The following is a 16,148-nucleotide window of genomic DNA, read 5'->3' as shown; positions in this document are numbered from 1 at the left end:
CGAGACGTCAGGGCCCTGCATGGGACGTGGTGTCGCGGTCTACGGCGCAGGCGGCGAGGTCGGCTAGGGCGACGGCGACCTGGCGGGCCGCCACCGACGGGGCGATGGGCGCGGTGGGGGTGAGGATGAACCGGCCGTAGAGCCGACCGCCGTAGTAGGCAGGGACGGTCAGTGGTTCGATCGGAAGGCCGTGTTCGGCGACGTCCCAGCGTGCACCTCCCCACAGCACGTTCCCGTCCTCATCCAGCCGCGGACCGCGCAGCGCCGCCGTTGTGCCGCCGGGGGTGAAGGTGCAGCCGGGGATCCCCAACAGGGACGACAACTGGATCTTGACCTGGCCGACGACCGTCTGCGCATCACCGCCCGCCGCTACGAGCCGGGCGGTGGATTGCACGGCTGCCAGTAGTGCTTCGTCGGTGGCAGCGGCGCGGCTGCGGCGGCGGGCAAGTGCCGCCAGCTCGGTGACAGCCGCTCCGACCAGAACGAGGAGCACGGTGGTCTCGATATCCGGGGTGCGGGTGATGGTGAAGCGCTCGTAGGGGCGGGTCAGGAAGAAGTCGAACCAGGCGGCGGCCGAGACGGCAGCCAGCAGTCCAGCCGTCCGTCTGCCGCTTGCGGCTACCGCGACTACGACCGCCACCAGCACCAGTGCCGCATCCGAGTTGAGGAAATGCGTCCGGAACGGCACGAGCACGGCGCAGGCGACCAACGGCGCGATCAGCCCGGCCAGCGCAAGGAGCCGGCCGCGGTGCAGCTTCAGGAAGGTCATCATGTCTCCGCACTACCAGGTCGGGCACGGCGCCGTCCACACCACAACCGGTAGAGAACGGGTGCGGGGCGGACGGCAGGCTGGACCTAGGCTCGTTCGTGCCATAGCTTGACGACAGCCCCGCCCATCGCCACCAGGGCAGGAACGAAGAACGAGCCGGTGTGCACGATCGCTCCTGCGACGCCCACCACGAGCACGACAACCGCGGCGACCGCACATCCTCGGGCAACTGGAAGCCCGCACGGCTGGGAAGACTGCTGGTGGATGCATGCTCTGGGCTCATCGTCCACTCCTGATAGCCGACTTCGACCACGACGGATCTCGCGCCGATCAGACTTCCCGGCCACCTGACGTCCGAGCGCAGGCCGACCAGGCAAGACCGCCAAGAGATCTGACCGTGCTGCCAGGCTCTCCGATCGCCCCAGTTCAATGGCCTGGTGCTACCCGTGCCGGGAATGGGCGCAGCGCATGCGGTTTGTCATATACTGACGAAACATGAAATACATGATTTTCTAATCATCCTGCGCCGAGTCGAGGGTACGTCCTGGTGGCGTCCGGCGAGGGCAGGACCGCCCGATGACGGAATCGGATGACCGGCACGGCCGCTCGTCATCCAACGGTTGGGGCGGGGCGTGGGAGGCCGCGCGGACGGTTGCCAGCCACGGCAAGACCAAGAAGGTCTGGGTCAAGCCCCACACGGTCTGCACCAGGAAATAGCCGCCATGGGACCCCGGGCGCCAGGCCGTTGAACCGCCCGGCGCCCGTGACTGGCCGTCGCTGCTTACGTACTACGTACGTCGCGTCGGGCCGTGCTGACCGGTCACCACAGCAGTAACTATGGGCCCGCCACCGGTGGCAGGGGGGCGGTGACGGCCACGGGTGCCACGAGCCCATAGCGGCTGAGGAATACGCGATTCCCGATTATCGCGATCGCCCGTTTTGGCTCCCTTGTGGAGCGTCGACGGGGGCCGGGCTGCAAATTGCTAGGGCCGATGCCATAGCTGGGCGCTTGGCTGGAGGTCCCCGGGGCTACGACGCCTGGCTTGGGTCAGTGATTGGCGGGGGCAGCTTGTTTGGCCAGTTGGTCCGTGACGCGTTGCAGATCATCCAGGAACAGCTGGGCGAGTTCGCCGCTGAATCCGTGGCGAACCACGACGCGCAGGACTGCCAGGTCCTCGCGGTTCTTGGGAAGGGTGTATGCGGGAACCTGCCAGCCCCGCTCTCGCAGAGTGCGGGAGACGTCAAACACGGTGAAGTTGTCGGTGTCCGGCGCCAGGCAGAAGGCGATGACTGGTAGTTGGGATCCGTCGCTGAGTAGCCGGAAGGGCCCGATGGTGGCGATCTCGGCCGCCAGTGCTTGTGCGATGGCGCGGCAGCGTCCTTGGGCTCGGCGGAGTCCGGCGCGGCCGTAGCGCAGGAAACTGTAGTACTGAGCCGCCACCTGGGATGCCGGGCGAGAGAAGCTCAACCCGAGGGTCGGCATATGGCCGCCGAGGTAGTTGACCTGGAAGATCAGATCCTCGGGTACGGTCTCGGTGTCGCGCCAGATCGCCCAGCCGATGCTGGGATAGACCAGGCCGTACTTGTGGCCGGATGCGTTGATGGACACAACGCGGTCCAACCGGAAGTCCCAGGCGAGGTCCGGGTCCAGGAAGGGGGCGACCATGGCCCCCGAGGCGCCGTCCACATGGACGGGAATGTCCATGCCGGTACGCCCCTCCAGGGCGTCCAGCGCGGCGCAGATCCGGTCCACCGGTTCGTAGGAGCCGTCGAGGGTGGAACCGAGGACGGAGACGACACCGATGGTGTTCTGGTCGCAGTATCGGGCCAGACGTTCCTGGGTCAGGTGATACTGGCCAGTCTCCAGCGGTACGAGCCGCGGCTCTACGTCGAAGTACCGGGCGAACTTCTTCCAGCACACCTGGACGTTGGCGCCCATCACGAGATTCGGTCGGCCGCATGCCGATCCTGATGCCCGACGACGTTGTTGCCAGCGGCGTTTGAGCACCAGTCCGGCGAGCATCGCCGCCTCACTGGAGCCGGTGGTGGAGCAGCCGACGCAGGTATCCGGCGTTGGGGCATGCCACAATCGCGCCAGCATGCGCACGCACCGCTCCTCCATCGCGGCGGTTTGCGGGTACTCCTCCCTGTCCACGGCGTTCTTCGCCAGCGACTCGTTCATCAGTGCTCGGGCCTGTGGCTCCATCCAACTTGTGGCGAAGGTAGCCAGGTTGAGCCGTGCGTTGCCGTCCAGCATCAGTTCGTCGTGAATCAGCCGGTAGGCAGCCTCCGGTTCCATCTCCTCCTCAGGCAGCTCTGTGCGGGCGGGACGCAATACGTCGCGTCCCGGTGTGAATTGCGTGGCGGACAGGTGATCATCACAGGTGCACCTCGGGGGACAGGCGGCATGCTGCAATGCCACAGCGGGCTCCTTCCAGGACGTCGGAGGACCTCCCTCCGCAGTCCAGACAGGGACGCTACGCCGTTGATCACAGTGTTTCTTGCCAGTTCTGTCCAGCTTTGCTAGTGAATTGCCGAGATGAGAGTGCGACTTTCCACGGCATGCGATAATCTGTACGAATATCGTAAGTGTTTGCTGATTCCGATCACCCGCCCGCATGCCGGGCGGATCACGAGGGCCGGCCCTCGGCCAGGGGGTGGCCTGCTTGGTCGAGTGGTGCGGTGATCAAGGTGCTGACGGTCCACAGGTCGCGGGCCCGTTCGAGGTCAGCGCAGGTGATGCGGTGGGTGCTTCAGGGTCCGTTTGGGGATGAGCGGCCGACCGTCCGCCAGTTCCTCGCGACGTCGTTGACGAATCCGAGCCGCTGGCTGCCGTCGATGCAGGTATGGCACGTGGCGCGGGAGTCGGTCTCGTCGCCATTGGGGCGGAGGAGGGAGGCCGCCGCCATGGCCCGGGTGGCGAGTAGTCGTCGACCGTCGGTTGTCGGGCGTGGTGGCGAACCCGGCGATGCCGCGGCCGGCGTCGGCCGACGCGAGCTAGTCCCGCGTGAGGTCGCGTGCGAGCGGGTGTGCGGCCCACGGCGCCCAGCCGCGGGTACTCTGGCTGGCGCAGCGGCCGTTGGTTGCTGGAGCTCTCGGTGGTAGGGATCACACAGTGTCACAAGGAGTCGATTCCCTTCTCTGAACGTCCAGGAGGTCTGCGTATGGCCGTGGGCTTTGGTGTTCGGCTTCTGCCGCGACTGTGTGCGGCGCTGTTGTGCCTTACGGTTGCGTGGATCCATGTTCAAGACCAGGGCGGCTTCCCCGGTAACAGGACACCGCGTTACGTAGGTGTTGGCTACTACCTGCTGGAGGCCGCCGGCCTCCTCGGCGCTGTGTTGCTGATTGCAGCCAGGCCGGGACGGGTCCTAAGTGAGGGTTGGCTGCTCGCCGCGGGCGTGGGGATCTGCCCCCTTGTCGGGTATCTGCTCTCCCGTGGTCCTGGCCTGCCGGACTACAGCGAAGACCGGGGAAACTGGCTGGAGCCACTCGGTCTGGCCAGCCTCGCCGTGGAAGGGGCACTGGTGATTCTGGCCTTGACAGTGGTGGTGAAGAGCAGCCGCTCACTGCTGCGCTTTCACCGCGGTTAGATCCATCGTGAGCCGATGATCGATCCTCGTCGTGATGCACTTTTCCCGGCCGGTGGGGACCGTACCGCATGCTCCTTCAGGTAGTGGGGATCCGGCGCCGTGCCCGTGCCCCTCCGGCGAGCCGCCCATCATCCGCAGCCCGTAGTACTTCCGGTAGATGCTCAGGATCGGGACGATCAGCAGGGCAGACGAACGAGGTGTCGTGGCCACCAACGGGGCGATCAGCGGCCCCCACGGCTTGGCGGCGAGGGGGTGCCTGCTGAAGACGAAGGCGCGCCAGAAGGAGTCAGGGATCCAGGCGGCGACTGCCCCGGCGCTCAGCAGCCTGCCGGCTCCGGTCAGCGGTAGTTGCCGGTGTGGCCGACGCTGTAGCGGCCGGGCTGGGGGAAGTAGGTCAGGCCGTGCGGGTTGGCGCCGACGCGGATGCGGGCGAGCAGATGGCCGTCTTTGGTGGAGAAGACGTAGACCTGGTCGGTGTTGCGCCCGGAGAGCCACAGCTGGCTGCCGTCGGCGCTGACGCTGCCCATGTCGGGGGATCCGCCGCCGGGAATGGTCCAGGTGCTGGTGACCTTGCGGGTGGCTGGATCGACAACGCTCACCGATCCGTCGTTGCGGTTGGAGACATACAGCCGTCTGCCGTCTCGGCTCGGGTAGATGCCATGCGTGCCGGCGCCGGTGGCGATGAAGCCTTCGGCCTTCATCGTCGCTCCGTCGACGACGACCAGCCCGCCCCTGGCGAACGACGCCGCATAGAAGGTGCGTCCGTCCGGTCCGAGCCGGATGTCCTGGGGTACGACGTGCCGGCCGAGGCGGACGTCGTCGAGGAGCCGCAGCGTCTTGGTGTCGTATTTGAGCAACTGGCCGGAGAACTCGCAGGTGGTGAGGAAGTAGGTGCCGTCCGCGGAGAAGTCCGCGTGGTTGAGGCCCCGGCAGGGAACCGCGACGGTGCGCCGCAGCTTCATGGTGTGGGGATCCAAGACCTCGATGCGGTTGCGGCGCTCGGCGAAGGCCAGGGCGCTGCTGCCGTCGGGCGTGAAGTACAGGTTGTAGGGCGCGCTGACCGGAACGGGTTTGCCGGGTTTGGCGGTGTGGGGGTTGATGGGGACGAGTTGGTTGCTGCCGCTGGCGTCGACCCACAGCGTCTTCAGATCCCAGGAGGGGGTGACGTGTTGCGGCAGGGCGCCGACCGTGAAGTGGCCGACGATCTTGAAGGTCTTCGGGTCGATGACGGTGACCGTGTCGCGGTCGGGATTGGCCGAGGGGCGTCCTCCGCCCATGCCGGGCTCGCCGCTGTTGGGGACGTACACCAGTTGGGGGTCGCCTGCCACCGCTGGGCTGAACATTCCAGCTCCGGCGTACTTGTAGATGCCAGCGACGCCTGCGGCCTGTGCTTTCCGACGGGCGGGCCGATGGCCGGTCACGGCCTGGAGCCACCCGGGGGCGACGATGCTGCGCAGGTCGGCCAGCGGAGGCGGAAGGTGCGGATCACGCCGCGGTCCGTTCCAGCGGCCAGTCGGTGCTGTCGCACCCGAGGGCGTGTGGCTGGAATTCGCGCCGATGCCTGCCGCCAGGGACCCCGCCGCGGCCGTCAGGCCGCAGGCCATAACGGCCCGGAAACCTTGCCGACGCACCGGAGCCTCCCGTTGGGAAACAGGGGGGTTTTCCCCCACAAACGTAAGCAAACGTATGGTTGGCCGCTACCCGACCAGGGGGCGTACGTATCGGAGTGGCCAAGGGTGTCCAGGTGTACCGACGTTCGAATGCAGCCTGTTTTGCCGTGTGCTAATTTTGCTTATGGCAATAGTAAGGGCCGATGGTCGCATTCGCCTGCTTCGTCGGGCGTGTGTCGTTGCCAGGGGAGGGGGACGCATGCTGGTCGAGACGGGTGTGGACCTTGTCGAGTTCATCTGTCCGAAGTGCGGCCATCGGTGCGAGCGGCAGTACGGGGTACGGCACTGTGAGACCCCGAGCGGAGAGGTGCGGGAGTACTTCCAGATCGGGGGCGTGTGGGTACTTCCGCCCTATACCGATACGGGAGCTCCGCGATGCGTGCGGTGCGGACGGCGCGTCGTCGGCAGGCTGAACGGGCGGCGCTGACGGTCCGGTCTGCTGCCTCTTCGGTCACGTGCGTGACGGGCGGTGACCTGCCGGGGGACCTGACCGGTTCCGGCGTGGCGGCTGCGGGTCGGTATGCGAAGGGAGACTGGGGTGCTGCGCAAGGTGAAAGACGTTCCATCGCCGACCGGCCTGCGCCGCCTGCTGGTGCGCGCCCCCATCCGCCTGTACCACTGGCATCTGGGATGGCTGTTCGGACAGCGGTTCGTGCTCCTCACCCACACCGGGCGCCTGACTGGTCAACAGCGTCAGGTCCTGCTGGAAGTCGCCGGACGCGACTGCGAAACCGACGCCTATCTGGTGGCCTCCGGGTTCGGTGTCAACGCTCAGTGGTATCGCAACGTGCGCCAGGACCCCGCCGTCACCATCCGAGTGGGCCGGCGGCGAGCGGCGGCAGTAGCAGCCTTGCTCACGCCCGAAGAGTGCGGCAGCGCAATGGCCGAGTACGCCACGCGCCATCCACGGGCCGCAGCACAGTTGATGCGGGTGTGCGGACTGCAGGTGGACGGCAGCCGCGCGGACTTCTGCCAGGCGGGACGTGATCACATCCGCTTCGTCCGGCTCACCCCGGTCGGCGCGGGGCATTCTGGGCGGCCGTCGGGCGAAGCAGGTATGCGTGGGAGCCGGTGAATGTGATGAGACGGGTCGAAGGGCCGACTGCCGCGTAACCCTGGGACGCTGGTCTTGAGCTTCACGGCTTTGGCGATCTTCCGGTTCCGGACGTTCATTCGCCGGTGCGAACACTGAAGCGCTGAGTATCGAAACTCCGCGCCGGTGACGAGTGTTGGGGTCGCGGGTGGGTGTCGAGCCAGTGGTGGGCGGCGAGCTTGACCCGGTCCTCGACGAGGAACCAGATGACGGCGTAGGCCCAGACGATGCCGGCCAGGCCCCAGCCGAGCGGGGTCATCAGCGCGCCGTAGACGGCGATGAGGGTGGCGATGAGCTGGGTGCCCACCACCGCGCCGAGCAGGACGGGGGCGGGGGCCGGGCGGGACCAGAAGGGTCCGCGGGTGCGGGTGACGAAGATGGTGAGGTGTCCGGAGACGGACAGCTTGAGGTAGATCAGGGTGCGGATGAGATCCCGGCTCAGGCCGAAGACCTGGTCGGCGAGGGCGAAGAGGAGGAAGGTCTCGGCGACGCCCATCAGCCCCAGTGCGGTGGCCACGGTCAGCACGGTGCGCATGTCCCAGGCGGCGGGCCGGGGCGAGCCGCGGACGTGGTCGTAGGCGATGGACAGGATCGCTCCATCGTTGAGGAGCGCCAGGAAGACGATCATGATGGGGGTGACGGGGAAGAAGTTGACCGCGACGATCGCCAGAGTGATCAGCAGCAGGACCCGGATGGTCTCGGCGATGCGGTAGGTGGCGTAACTGGTCATCCGGGCGAAGATCTCGCGCGCTTGCCGGATGGCGTCGACGATGACCGACAGACCAGGGGCGAGCAGGACGACGTCGGCGGCGGACCGGGCGGCATCGGTGGCGCCGGCGACCGCGATGCCGGCGTCGGCCTGCTTCAGCGCCGGCGCGTCGTTGACGCCGTCGCCGGTCATGCCCACGATGTGGCCGCCGGCCTGCAGCAGCTTGACGATGCGGTATTTGTGCTCCGGGAAGACCTGGGCGAAACCGTCGGCGGCCTCCACCCGTTCGGCCAGTTCCGCGTCGTCGTGCAGTGGTGTGTCCGACGGGGCAGTGTCGAGGACGGTTGCGTCGAGGATCTGTTCGCCCAGGCCGATCCGGTGGGCGATCTCCCGGCCGATAGCGATCTGGTCGCCGGTGACCATCTTCACGTCCACGCCGAGGTCGCGGGCGGCGGTGACGGTGGCGGCCGAGTCCTGCCGTGGTGGATCGGCCAGCGGCAGCACGCCGAGCAGCCGCCACGCGTGTGATGCGTCGGTGCGGGCGACCCCGAGGGAGCGGTAGCCGCGGGAGGCGAACTGCGCGACTGCTACGTCTACGTCCTCCGCGGCGGGATCGGCGGCGCACAGGGCCGCGATGACCTGGGGAGCTCCTTTGCTGACCTGATACGTGCTGCCGTCTGCGTCGTCGGCCACGGTGGCCTGGGTGCGTTTGGAGACGGGGTCGAACGGCACGAAGTCCGTGGCCACCTGACGGGGCAGGCTGGCGGCGCGGGCGAGTACGGCGAGGTCGATGGGGTCCTGGTCCTCGGCGCGGGAGGCGAGGGCGGCGGCCGTCAGCAGCTCGTCGGCGGTCACGCCTGGTGCGGTCCAGGGGGTGGCGACCGCCAGGCGGTTCTGGGTGAGGGTTCCGGTCTTGTCCGAGCACAGTACGTCGATGCCGCCCAATTCCTCCACCGCCGGCAGGTGGGAGACCACCGCCTGGCGGCGGGCGAGGTGGCGGGCGCCGACCGCCATGGTCACCGACAGCACCGCAGGCAGCGCTACCGGCACCGAGGCGATCGTGACCACCAGCGCGAACTCCAGGACGGCCAGCACCGGGTTCCCGCGTGCCACGGAGACCACCACGGTGAGCGTCACCAGTCCCAGTGCCAGGACGATGAGGTAGTGGCCGATGCGCAGCACCGCGCGCTGGAAGTGGCTGACCGTCCCGGCGGTCTCCACCAGGGCGGTGGTGCGGCCGAAGTAGCTGGCCGCACCGGTTGCGTACACCAGCGCGTCGGCCTCACCGCGCACCACCACGGCCCCGGAGTACAGCACATCCCCGGCCCCTCGGGTGACCGGTAGCGACTCGCCGGTCAGCGCCGACTGGTCCACTTGCAGCGACACCTCGTCCAGCAGCCGGGCATCGGCCGGGGCGACGTCTCCGAGCCGGATGCGGATCACATCGCCCGGGACCAGCTCCGGCACCGCAACCGTCGTCCACCCCCCGTCCCGCAGGACCCGGGCCGTGGTCGCCAGCCGCTGCTTCAGCGCGGCGATGGCGTTGGCCGCCTGGTGTTCCTCGGCGAAGGCGACCACCCCGTTCATCGCCAGCAGCACCCCGATGATCACAGCGTCGGCCCAGTGCCGCACCGCCAGGGAGAGCATGAGCGCGGCCTCGATCATCCACGGGATCGGCGCCCAGAAGTAGCCGAGGAAGACCAGCAGGGCGTTGCGGTGTTCCTCGGCGATCTCGTTCGGCCCGTAACGCTCCAGACGCACACGCGCCCGATCGCCGGACAGGCCGCCGCGGGAGGCGTCCAGCTCGCTCAGCGCCTCGGGCATCGGCATCCGCGCAAGGTCCGCCGTCGGCATGGCACCGACTTCCCTTCCGCCTCGGCTCATGGGATCGGCCTGTCCTCGGCCCGGCCGGTGGGCGGGCGGTCCCCGAAGACCACCGCGAGCAGTTCGTGCACCCCGTCCTCCAAGGCGCCCTGGCGGACCGCGTCAACCACGCAGCCCCGAACATGCGCTTCGAAAACCGCGCGCCGAGCCCTGACGATCGCGCCCTCGACCGCGGCCAGCTGCTGCAGGACGTCCACGCAGTACCGGTCGCTCTCCAGCATCCGCACGACCGCGTCCAAGTGGCCGCGCGCAGTGCGCAACCGCCGCAGCGCGGCTCGACGCCCCTCCCGGCCGACAGCGCTGTAGGCCAGGGCCGGCCGTCCCAGGAGCTCGCGGGGGGCGCTGCTCATCCCATCACCCGCCATCACGCCACCTCTAACCGCCGAAGGTCCGCTGCGGGCTGGCAGACGGCAGCCCGCAAGGGGCTCGTGAACCAGCAAACCCCCACCCCACCGGGGAGGGGGAGGGCCGACCCGCCCTGGGGGAGGGCCAGAGGACCCGGACCGGGACCGGAGCGTGAGCGCCTCCTCATGCGACTGACACTTCTCGGTGAACGTGCACGTCAGATGGATTCGAGTGGACAAAGCCGTCCCCCGCAAGGTTCGCGCTCGCGTGCAGCGTGTCTTCGGCCGGATGCATCGCCACAAGAACGTCAGTGACTTCCGACAGCGCGGCGATGGCTTCCCGCGCACCCTCGAGGTCGTCGCTCGCCTGCACAACCTTGTCCTCGCCGCATAACCAGACGGTCCAACAGTCCGGTTCGGGCCGCCTGATCACGGCTTTGGGCAGACGCTTTCAGGACGTCGAGACGATGCCGGTGCGATCACCGTGTGACGGTGAAGACATGGACGATGGCACGTCCGCCACTGGGTTGTGGATGCCGGCGGCGGTGACGGCAGTCAGGTGACCGCCGGATTTCAGCGTGTCCAGAACGCCGAGGGTGTCCATCGTCTTGAGCTGCTCGTCTCGAATGCCGTGCAGCAGGACGTGGGTCCCGCGTCGGGCGAGCGAGGTGATGGTGGTCCTCAGGGCGAGCATGCCGGTGGCGTCGGCAGCGGTGACCCTCGACATGGACACAACGATCAACGGGGCCCGGGATTGCTGGACTGGGCGCAAAAGTCGGTCGACGGTGGCGAACAGCAGCGGCCCGTCGATGTCGTACGCACAGACCTGGTCGTCCGGCCGGGCTTGCCATGGGGCTCGGCTGACCGGCAGTGACTCCAGCAGCACGGGTTCGGCGCTGCGTGAGGAGGAGGATTGGGTGCGGGCCGAGCGCACAAGTGTGTGCAGGGCGATCCCCGTGGCCACGGCGATTCCAGAGGCGATGGCGGTGAGAAGGTTGAAGACGAGCGGAGTCGCCGCGGTGACTCCTACCACGGCGGCCTGGCCGCGGTCGGCCTGCGCGAGAGCACGTACGGCGCGAAAGTCGATCAACCGGACCACGGTGGCGATCATCACCCCGGTCAGCGCGGCGCGCGGGATGTCGGCGGTGAGCGGGCCCGCCGCGTAAGCGAGGATCGCGAGTACCGCGCAGTTCACCAAGGATGCCAGGCGCGAGGTAGCCCCGACGCGGGCGTTGACGGCGGTGCGCATCACGGCACCGGTGGCCGGCAACCCCCCGAAGAGCGACACGGTCAGATTGGCCACGCCCTGTCCGAACAACTCTCGGTCACTATCGGGGTGTTCGTCCGCGCCGATTACTTCTGCGGCGGAGAGTGCCATGAGTGACTCGAAGGCCACCAGCACGGCCAGCAGGACCGCCGAGGGCAACAGATCCGGTAGCGAAGAGAGCCTCAGGAAGTGCGGGGAGAAGACGGGCGGACCGGCAGCGACGTGCCCGATGCGCTGCAAGGGGAGGTGTGCCGTTTGAGCCAACGCCGTCGTAGCGACCACGGCAAGGACAGTGAACGGTCCAGGCAGTCGCAACTGGCTCTCGATCAGTCGCACGAGCAGTGCGCCACCTGCGACGGCGACCGTGAGCCAATGCGGATGCGCGACGAAGTGCACGATCGCCTTGACCGCCGTGACGATGGCGAGATCAGCATGCCTGGCGGTCTGGCCCAATGCCATGGGGAGCTGACGCAGGACGATCACGATGGCACAGCCCACCGTGAACCCTTCGACGACCGACACCGGCACGTAGCGCATGAAGCGGCTCACGCCGCTGAGGGCCAGAACGATGAGCAGCACACCGGCCATCAGTCCGACACTGAAGGCCGCTGGCGGGCCATCAGCGCGGACGACGGGCGCCAGGACCACCAACAGGATCCCGGTCGGTCCGGTGACCTGCAGATTCGATCCCCCGAGCACGGCCGCGACGGCTCCAGCCACCACGGCACTGACGATTCCCGCAGAGGCCCCCAGCCCGGAAGCAACACCGAGGCCCAGGGCTGCGGGAAGCGTCGCGATCGCCACGACAACGCCGGCCATGACGTCCTTGCGCGGAGAGCAGCCCATCGACGCGAGGTCGTGCCACGTAGGCCGGACCGCCACCAGCCGCCGGACAACTCGCCACGCAGGGCAGGGGTTTCCATGGCCGGAGCGACTCATTGATGGCCGTCCCTTCCGAACTCCGGGCGCGGGGAAAGGAAGCGCGCGGATACACCGCGAGCGCTGCACAGCTACGGCTCAGTCAGATGACCGGAAAAAATCAGCGTCCGAGACGATCCGTCGCAGATATGAACACCGCAAAGCCCTCCCCAGCCGCTCCAGGATGCGGCACCGCGCCGCTCCAGAAGGAGCCGAGTACGCGGAATCCAAACTCCCGCAGACGAAAGGATGATTCGACCACAGGAGTCCTTTGAAAGCCATGGGCGCTGCGCGCCAAAATTTACGATGGCACACCACATATGCCCATCGCAACCAGCCCGTTGTATTCCGATTATCGGCCCTCAGCGGTGTCCCTTACGCGGGACGGGCACGCGGACTGCAGCGTGGGATCAGGCCGGTTCGGACCAGCGAACGCGGGGCTCGGGCTTCTCCCTGTCGGCTGTCGGCTGTCGGCTGTCGGCTGACGGCGCGGGTTGCCGATGTTCACGAATACCCGGACGCGACCTCCATGCTGGACCCGCGGCGTACGCATGCGTCAGCGACGACTGGCCCGCCCCGTGATCCCTTCTCGGCATCCGTGTAGCCGATGACCCGGTCCCGCAACAGGGCTCGTCGTTCCCTCCATCACCGTGCTGCGGAGGTGGTTGGCCGTAGCGGAAGAAGCTGTTCGCGAGATGGCCCGTGAAGTCGATCAACGGCTCTTGCCGTTGATGTGTCGGACTCTCGTCCTCGCGTCAAGCACATATCGATTGTCTGCGATCCTGCGCGGTGTAGAGCCTCCGAGGTGTACCGACGCTTGCAGCGCACGGTGGCGGCCTGTTGCGTTCAGCTCGGGAAGAGGTGTGCGGCGGTGACGCGCCCGGATCGCAGAGTGCGGATCCGTCGGCCGTCGCAGGATGGGCACTTGGCCTGTGTCAGCGGAGAGGGGACGCGTCGCCCGTCGGTGAAGTACTGGGCGCACAGGTGTCCGGACAGGTTCGTGGCGTGCCGGATTTCGTACTCCTGCTCCCATCCGAACCCGCACCGCAGGCATACGAAGGAATACGCCTCATGCACACTCTGAGCCGTCACGGTCATCACCCCGGCACACCTGAACTCGGGCCTCGCCTGTGGAGCCCTCCTAATCTCATCCTACGATTGCACCGTGCAAAAGTGAAGACCTCGGCACGCCGATCTGCCGGGCCTGCAGGTGCGGGTGGGGGAACACCGGCGATGATCCCAAATGTCCTGCGGGTTCCATGCGTCAGTGGAATGTGCGGCGGGTGCGTTCGCGGAGCCATGGAACCTTGGCGAGTGCGGCTGCAGTGGTGATCACGATGGCCAGGCCGATGAGCATGCCATACAGCGGCGGTCCTGGCCGGGCTATGCCGGAGGTGATCATCAAGGCGGTTGCGGCGGCCGGCGGGTGGTCGGCATTGAGGGCGACGAGGGCGAGCAGTGTCAGGCCGACGGCCAGAGCTTGGGCGCCGATCTGCGGCAGGCTGTCGGCGCCCTGCTGAGCGATGGAGGGGCGGCTCCACAGACCGAAGGCGGCTAGGCAGGCCAGTCCGCAGACGGTTGCCGCCAGGTGGCCCAGTGCGGCGCAGCGTACCTGGGCGGCTTCGGTGTCCGGGTGCGCCAGCAAGAGATACCCGGTGGGGCCGACCGTGGTGGTCAGCAGGATCAGACCGATGATGTGGCCGATCATGCCGGCGGCGGCGAGCAGCCCGGCGGAGAGAATCAGTAGCCGTCCACCGACCAACAGGCGTGTACTGAGAGCCTGCGGGCCGGCGGGATGCCCGGAGGCGGCAGATCGACGCAGGGCGCGGCCGATTTCACCCGGTCCCGGCGTCCGGCACGGCGGGTTGCTCTGCCTGCGGTGGACAGCGCTCATGGTGACGGTTCAGGTCGGCCGCGCATCCGGCGGTGTGACCGACGGTCCCTCGAATCAACGTTTTGCCTTGTGCCATGTTTGCCTATGGCAATAATAGTCGCCAGGCGGACGTCGGTGCGATTGCGTCGGGCCTCAGCAGCGTCGGCATCGGGGTGTCCAGTATCGGACCCTCCCGTGGCCGGTCTGGTGCGCGTCGCGCGCTATGTCGTCCGGGTCCGGTTCGAGACGCGCTGGCGCTGCGATGTCTGCGCAGAAGGGGGTGGTGGTTGTGTCCGCTGTGTCTACCGACGTCGAGTTGTCAGGGCTGCGTCGTGTGCTGATGCGGGCTCCGGTCCGCCTGTATCGCTGGCACCTGGGCCGGCTGCTCGGTGAGCGGTTCCTGCTGCTCACCCATATCAGTCGTCTGAACGGTCAACGGCGGCATGCCCTCCTCGAAGTCGCCGCACACGACCCGCGGTCGGACACCTACACGGTGGCCTGCGGGCGAGGGACCTCGACGCCGTGGTACCTCGACGTCCAGCAGGACCCAGCCGTCACCATCCGAGTCGGTGGCCGCCGCGCCGCAGCCGTCGCCCAGCCGCTCACCCCCGAGCAGTCCGGCCGCGCCATGCGCGCGTATGCCCGCAGCCACCCGCAGGCCGCCCTGCAGATGTTGCGCGCCAGCGGCAGGCGCACGGATGCGGGCCACGCAGATTGTTACCAGGCCGGACGCGACCACATCCCTTTCGTGCAGATCACGCCTCTCCTGCCGCGACGTTGGTGACCTACGTCACTCGCCCGTCGGCGAGCCGACCGATCCACGCGTGGAGCCGCCGTGCGACGCAGCGCGAGGGCCGTGCGCTTGTACGAGAAGTACGGCCGCCTTCAGTGGTCGGAAACGCGGGCTTGAAGATGGACCAGCCCGGCCACGCCGAATTGCAGGATGAGCGGCAGTGTGTGGTCGGCCGTGATGCCCCGGACCTGGTGGAACAGGATGCGCGGCCCCGGACCGCCAAAGGTGGTGGTGCTTGCGGGCTGCAGCAGGATCCCGGAGGTGGTCATGGAGCCGTTGACCGCGCTGCCGCCCTGGAGAGTGGCCCTGGCTCCGCCAGGAGCGGCGACCATGTCCAGGTGTTCGGGGACGCCGCCGCCGTTGCGGATGGTCATGGTCACCTCGCCGGTCCCGGTGGCGTCCAGGTGCGCGACCGCGTCGGTGATGTGCAGGTCGATTCCGGGCGCGGTCGCGTCGATGCGTCCCGGTGTGGTGGGGGCGCTCGTGGAGCCGCCGGTGGACGTGGTCGGTGCTGTCGGTTCGCTCGAGTTGCCGGAGCAGGCAGCCGCGAGTACGGCGAGGGTTGCCGAGACGGCGGCGGTGCGGAGGGTTCGGGCGGGGATGCCGTGGCACATCATCTTTGCATTATGCGAATATGCATCGGCGGCCTTGCATCCACCCCCTGCCATGCGGCCACATCCGGGACGGCGAAAGCCGGGCGGCGATCACCAGCCGACGTCGAGGGAGGGTTTGACGTGCGCTGGTGGCTCCCCGCCGGCTTGGGTGAATGCGTTGAGCGCTTCGATCAGGCCAGCGCGCTGGTCGGACGGCATGGCGGCGACGATGCGGGCGATCTCGTCCCGGCGGTGTTCGGTGGCCTGGTGGACGACGCGTCGTCCGGCATCGGTGAGGTCGATCAGGATCTCTCGCCGGTTGGCCGGGTTGGCCGTGCGGGCCAGCATTCCGGCGCCGACGAGCCGGTCGACCATGCGCATGGCGGTCGACGGGATGACGTCGAGGTGCTCGCCGAGCCGGGAGATGTTCATCGCGCCGCGGCTGTCGAGGACGACGAGCATGCGGAATTGCGGCAGTGTCAGTGCCTCTTCGACCGACGCGAGAGAGCGCGCGGAGACCGCCACGAGCAGGCGGGATGCGGTCAGGACGGCGGTGACCACCTCGTCCGCACCGGCGGGGCTGGAGCGGGCTTCATCGGGGGTTGAGGGGGTCGTGAGGGGTGGGCGCTTCGGCATGAGCACCTT

General features: G+C 68.1%; 14 protein-coding genes. 4 read left to right on the top strand and 10 right to left on the bottom strand.

Annotated features, from left to right (window positions below):
- Nucleotides 1–7: 7 nt before the first annotated feature.
- Nucleotides 8–772: a DUF4118 domain-containing protein gene (locus NGB36_RS10215; protein WP_255919851.1), complete on the bottom strand. Its 765-nt coding sequence runs from the start codon at nt 770–772 to the stop codon at nt 8–10.
- 573 nt (nt 773–1,345) lie between these two features.
- On the opposite strand from NGB36_RS10215, the gene NGB36_RS10210 reads away from it, so the two are divergent.
- Nucleotides 1,346–1,486 carry a hypothetical protein gene (locus NGB36_RS10210; protein WP_255919850.1) on the top strand — a complete coding sequence of 47 codons (141 nt, stop codon included), beginning with the start codon at nt 1,346–1,348 and terminating at the stop codon, nt 1,484–1,486.
- A gap of 331 nt (nt 1,487–1,817) precedes the next feature.
- Here NGB36_RS10210 and gad read toward each other — a convergent pair whose 3' ends face one another.
- A complete protein-coding gene (gad, locus tag NGB36_RS10205; protein WP_255919878.1) occupies nt 1,818–3,140 on the bottom strand; it encodes a glutamate decarboxylase in 1,323 nt (440 codons plus the stop codon).
- 793 nt (nt 3,141–3,933) lie between these two features.
- On the opposite strand from gad, the gene NGB36_RS10200 reads away from it, so the two are divergent.
- Nucleotides 3,934–4,359 carry a hypothetical protein gene (locus NGB36_RS10200; protein WP_255919849.1) on the top strand — a complete coding sequence of 142 codons (426 nt, stop codon included), beginning with the start codon at nt 3,934–3,936 and terminating at the stop codon, nt 4,357–4,359.
- Between the two features lie 338 nt (nt 4,360–4,697).
- On the opposite strand, the gene NGB36_RS10190 is transcribed toward NGB36_RS10200, so the two are convergent.
- Nucleotides 4,698–5,702, bottom strand: a complete 1,005-nt coding sequence (locus tag NGB36_RS10190) for a YVTN family beta-propeller repeat protein (RefSeq protein ID WP_255919848.1) — start codon at nt 5,700–5,702, stop codon at nt 4,698–4,700.
- 865 nt (nt 5,703–6,567) lie between these two features.
- On the opposite strand from NGB36_RS10190, the gene NGB36_RS10185 reads away from it, so the two are divergent.
- Nucleotides 6,568–7,104 carry a nitroreductase family deazaflavin-dependent oxidoreductase gene (locus NGB36_RS10185; protein WP_255919847.1) on the top strand — a complete coding sequence of 179 codons (537 nt, stop codon included), beginning with the start codon at nt 6,568–6,570 and terminating at the stop codon, nt 7,102–7,104.
- A gap of 94 nt (nt 7,105–7,198) precedes the next feature.
- On the opposite strand, the gene NGB36_RS10180 is transcribed toward NGB36_RS10185, so the two are convergent.
- The 5 genes from NGB36_RS10180 to NGB36_RS10155 form a co-directional block, all read right to left on the bottom strand.
- Entirely contained in the window at nt 7,199–9,685 is a 2,487-nt protein-coding gene (locus NGB36_RS10180; protein ID WP_255919846.1) for a plasma-membrane proton-efflux P-type ATPase, read from the bottom strand.
- 26 nt (nt 9,686–9,711) lie between these two features.
- Nucleotides 9,712–10,065: a metal-sensitive transcriptional regulator gene (locus NGB36_RS10175; protein WP_255919845.1), complete on the bottom strand. Its 354-nt coding sequence runs from the start codon at nt 10,063–10,065 to the stop codon at nt 9,712–9,714.
- 178 nt (nt 10,066–10,243) lie between these two features.
- Entirely contained in the window at nt 10,244–10,432 is a 189-nt protein-coding gene (locus NGB36_RS10170; RefSeq protein ID WP_255919844.1) for a hypothetical protein, read from the bottom strand.
- 78 nt (nt 10,433–10,510) lie between these two features.
- Nucleotides 10,511–12,145, bottom strand: a complete 1,635-nt coding sequence (locus NGB36_RS10165; protein WP_255919843.1) for a SulP family inorganic anion transporter — start codon at nt 12,143–12,145, stop codon at nt 10,511–10,513.
- A 1,363-nt stretch (nt 12,146–13,508) separates the two neighbouring features.
- Nucleotides 13,509–14,138, bottom strand: coding sequence for an HPP family protein (locus tag NGB36_RS10155; RefSeq protein WP_255919841.1), 630 nt, complete (start codon nt 14,136–14,138; stop codon nt 13,509–13,511).
- A 268-nt stretch (nt 14,139–14,406) separates the two neighbouring features.
- Here NGB36_RS10155 and NGB36_RS10150 point away from each other — a divergent pair, with 268 nt between their 5' ends.
- On the top strand, nt 14,407–14,901 hold the full coding sequence (locus tag NGB36_RS10150) for a nitroreductase family deazaflavin-dependent oxidoreductase (protein WP_255919840.1): 495 nt from the start codon (nt 14,407–14,409) through the stop codon (nt 14,899–14,901).
- A gap of 101 nt (nt 14,902–15,002) precedes the next feature.
- Here NGB36_RS10150 and NGB36_RS10145 read toward each other — a convergent pair whose 3' ends face one another.
- Together NGB36_RS10145 and NGB36_RS10140 are read right to left on the bottom strand one after the other, a co-directional pair.
- Complete coding sequence (locus tag NGB36_RS10145) at nt 15,003–15,527, bottom strand: hypothetical protein (RefSeq protein WP_255919839.1); 525 nt, start codon at nt 15,525–15,527, stop codon at nt 15,003–15,005.
- An 87-nt stretch (nt 15,528–15,614) separates the two neighbouring features.
- On the bottom strand, nt 15,615–16,139 hold the full coding sequence (locus NGB36_RS10140) for a MarR family winged helix-turn-helix transcriptional regulator (protein ID WP_255919838.1): 525 nt from the start codon (nt 16,137–16,139) through the stop codon (nt 15,615–15,617).
- Between the last annotated feature and the right edge of the window lie 9 nt (nt 16,140–16,148).

It is taken from the genome of Streptomyces humicola (genome assembly GCF_024436035.1).
In the GTDB taxonomy this organism is placed as follows: domain Bacteria; phylum Actinomycetota; class Actinomycetes; order Streptomycetales; family Streptomycetaceae; genus Streptantibioticus_B; species Streptantibioticus_B humicola.
This window is presented reverse-complemented; position numbering and strand designations above follow the sequence as displayed.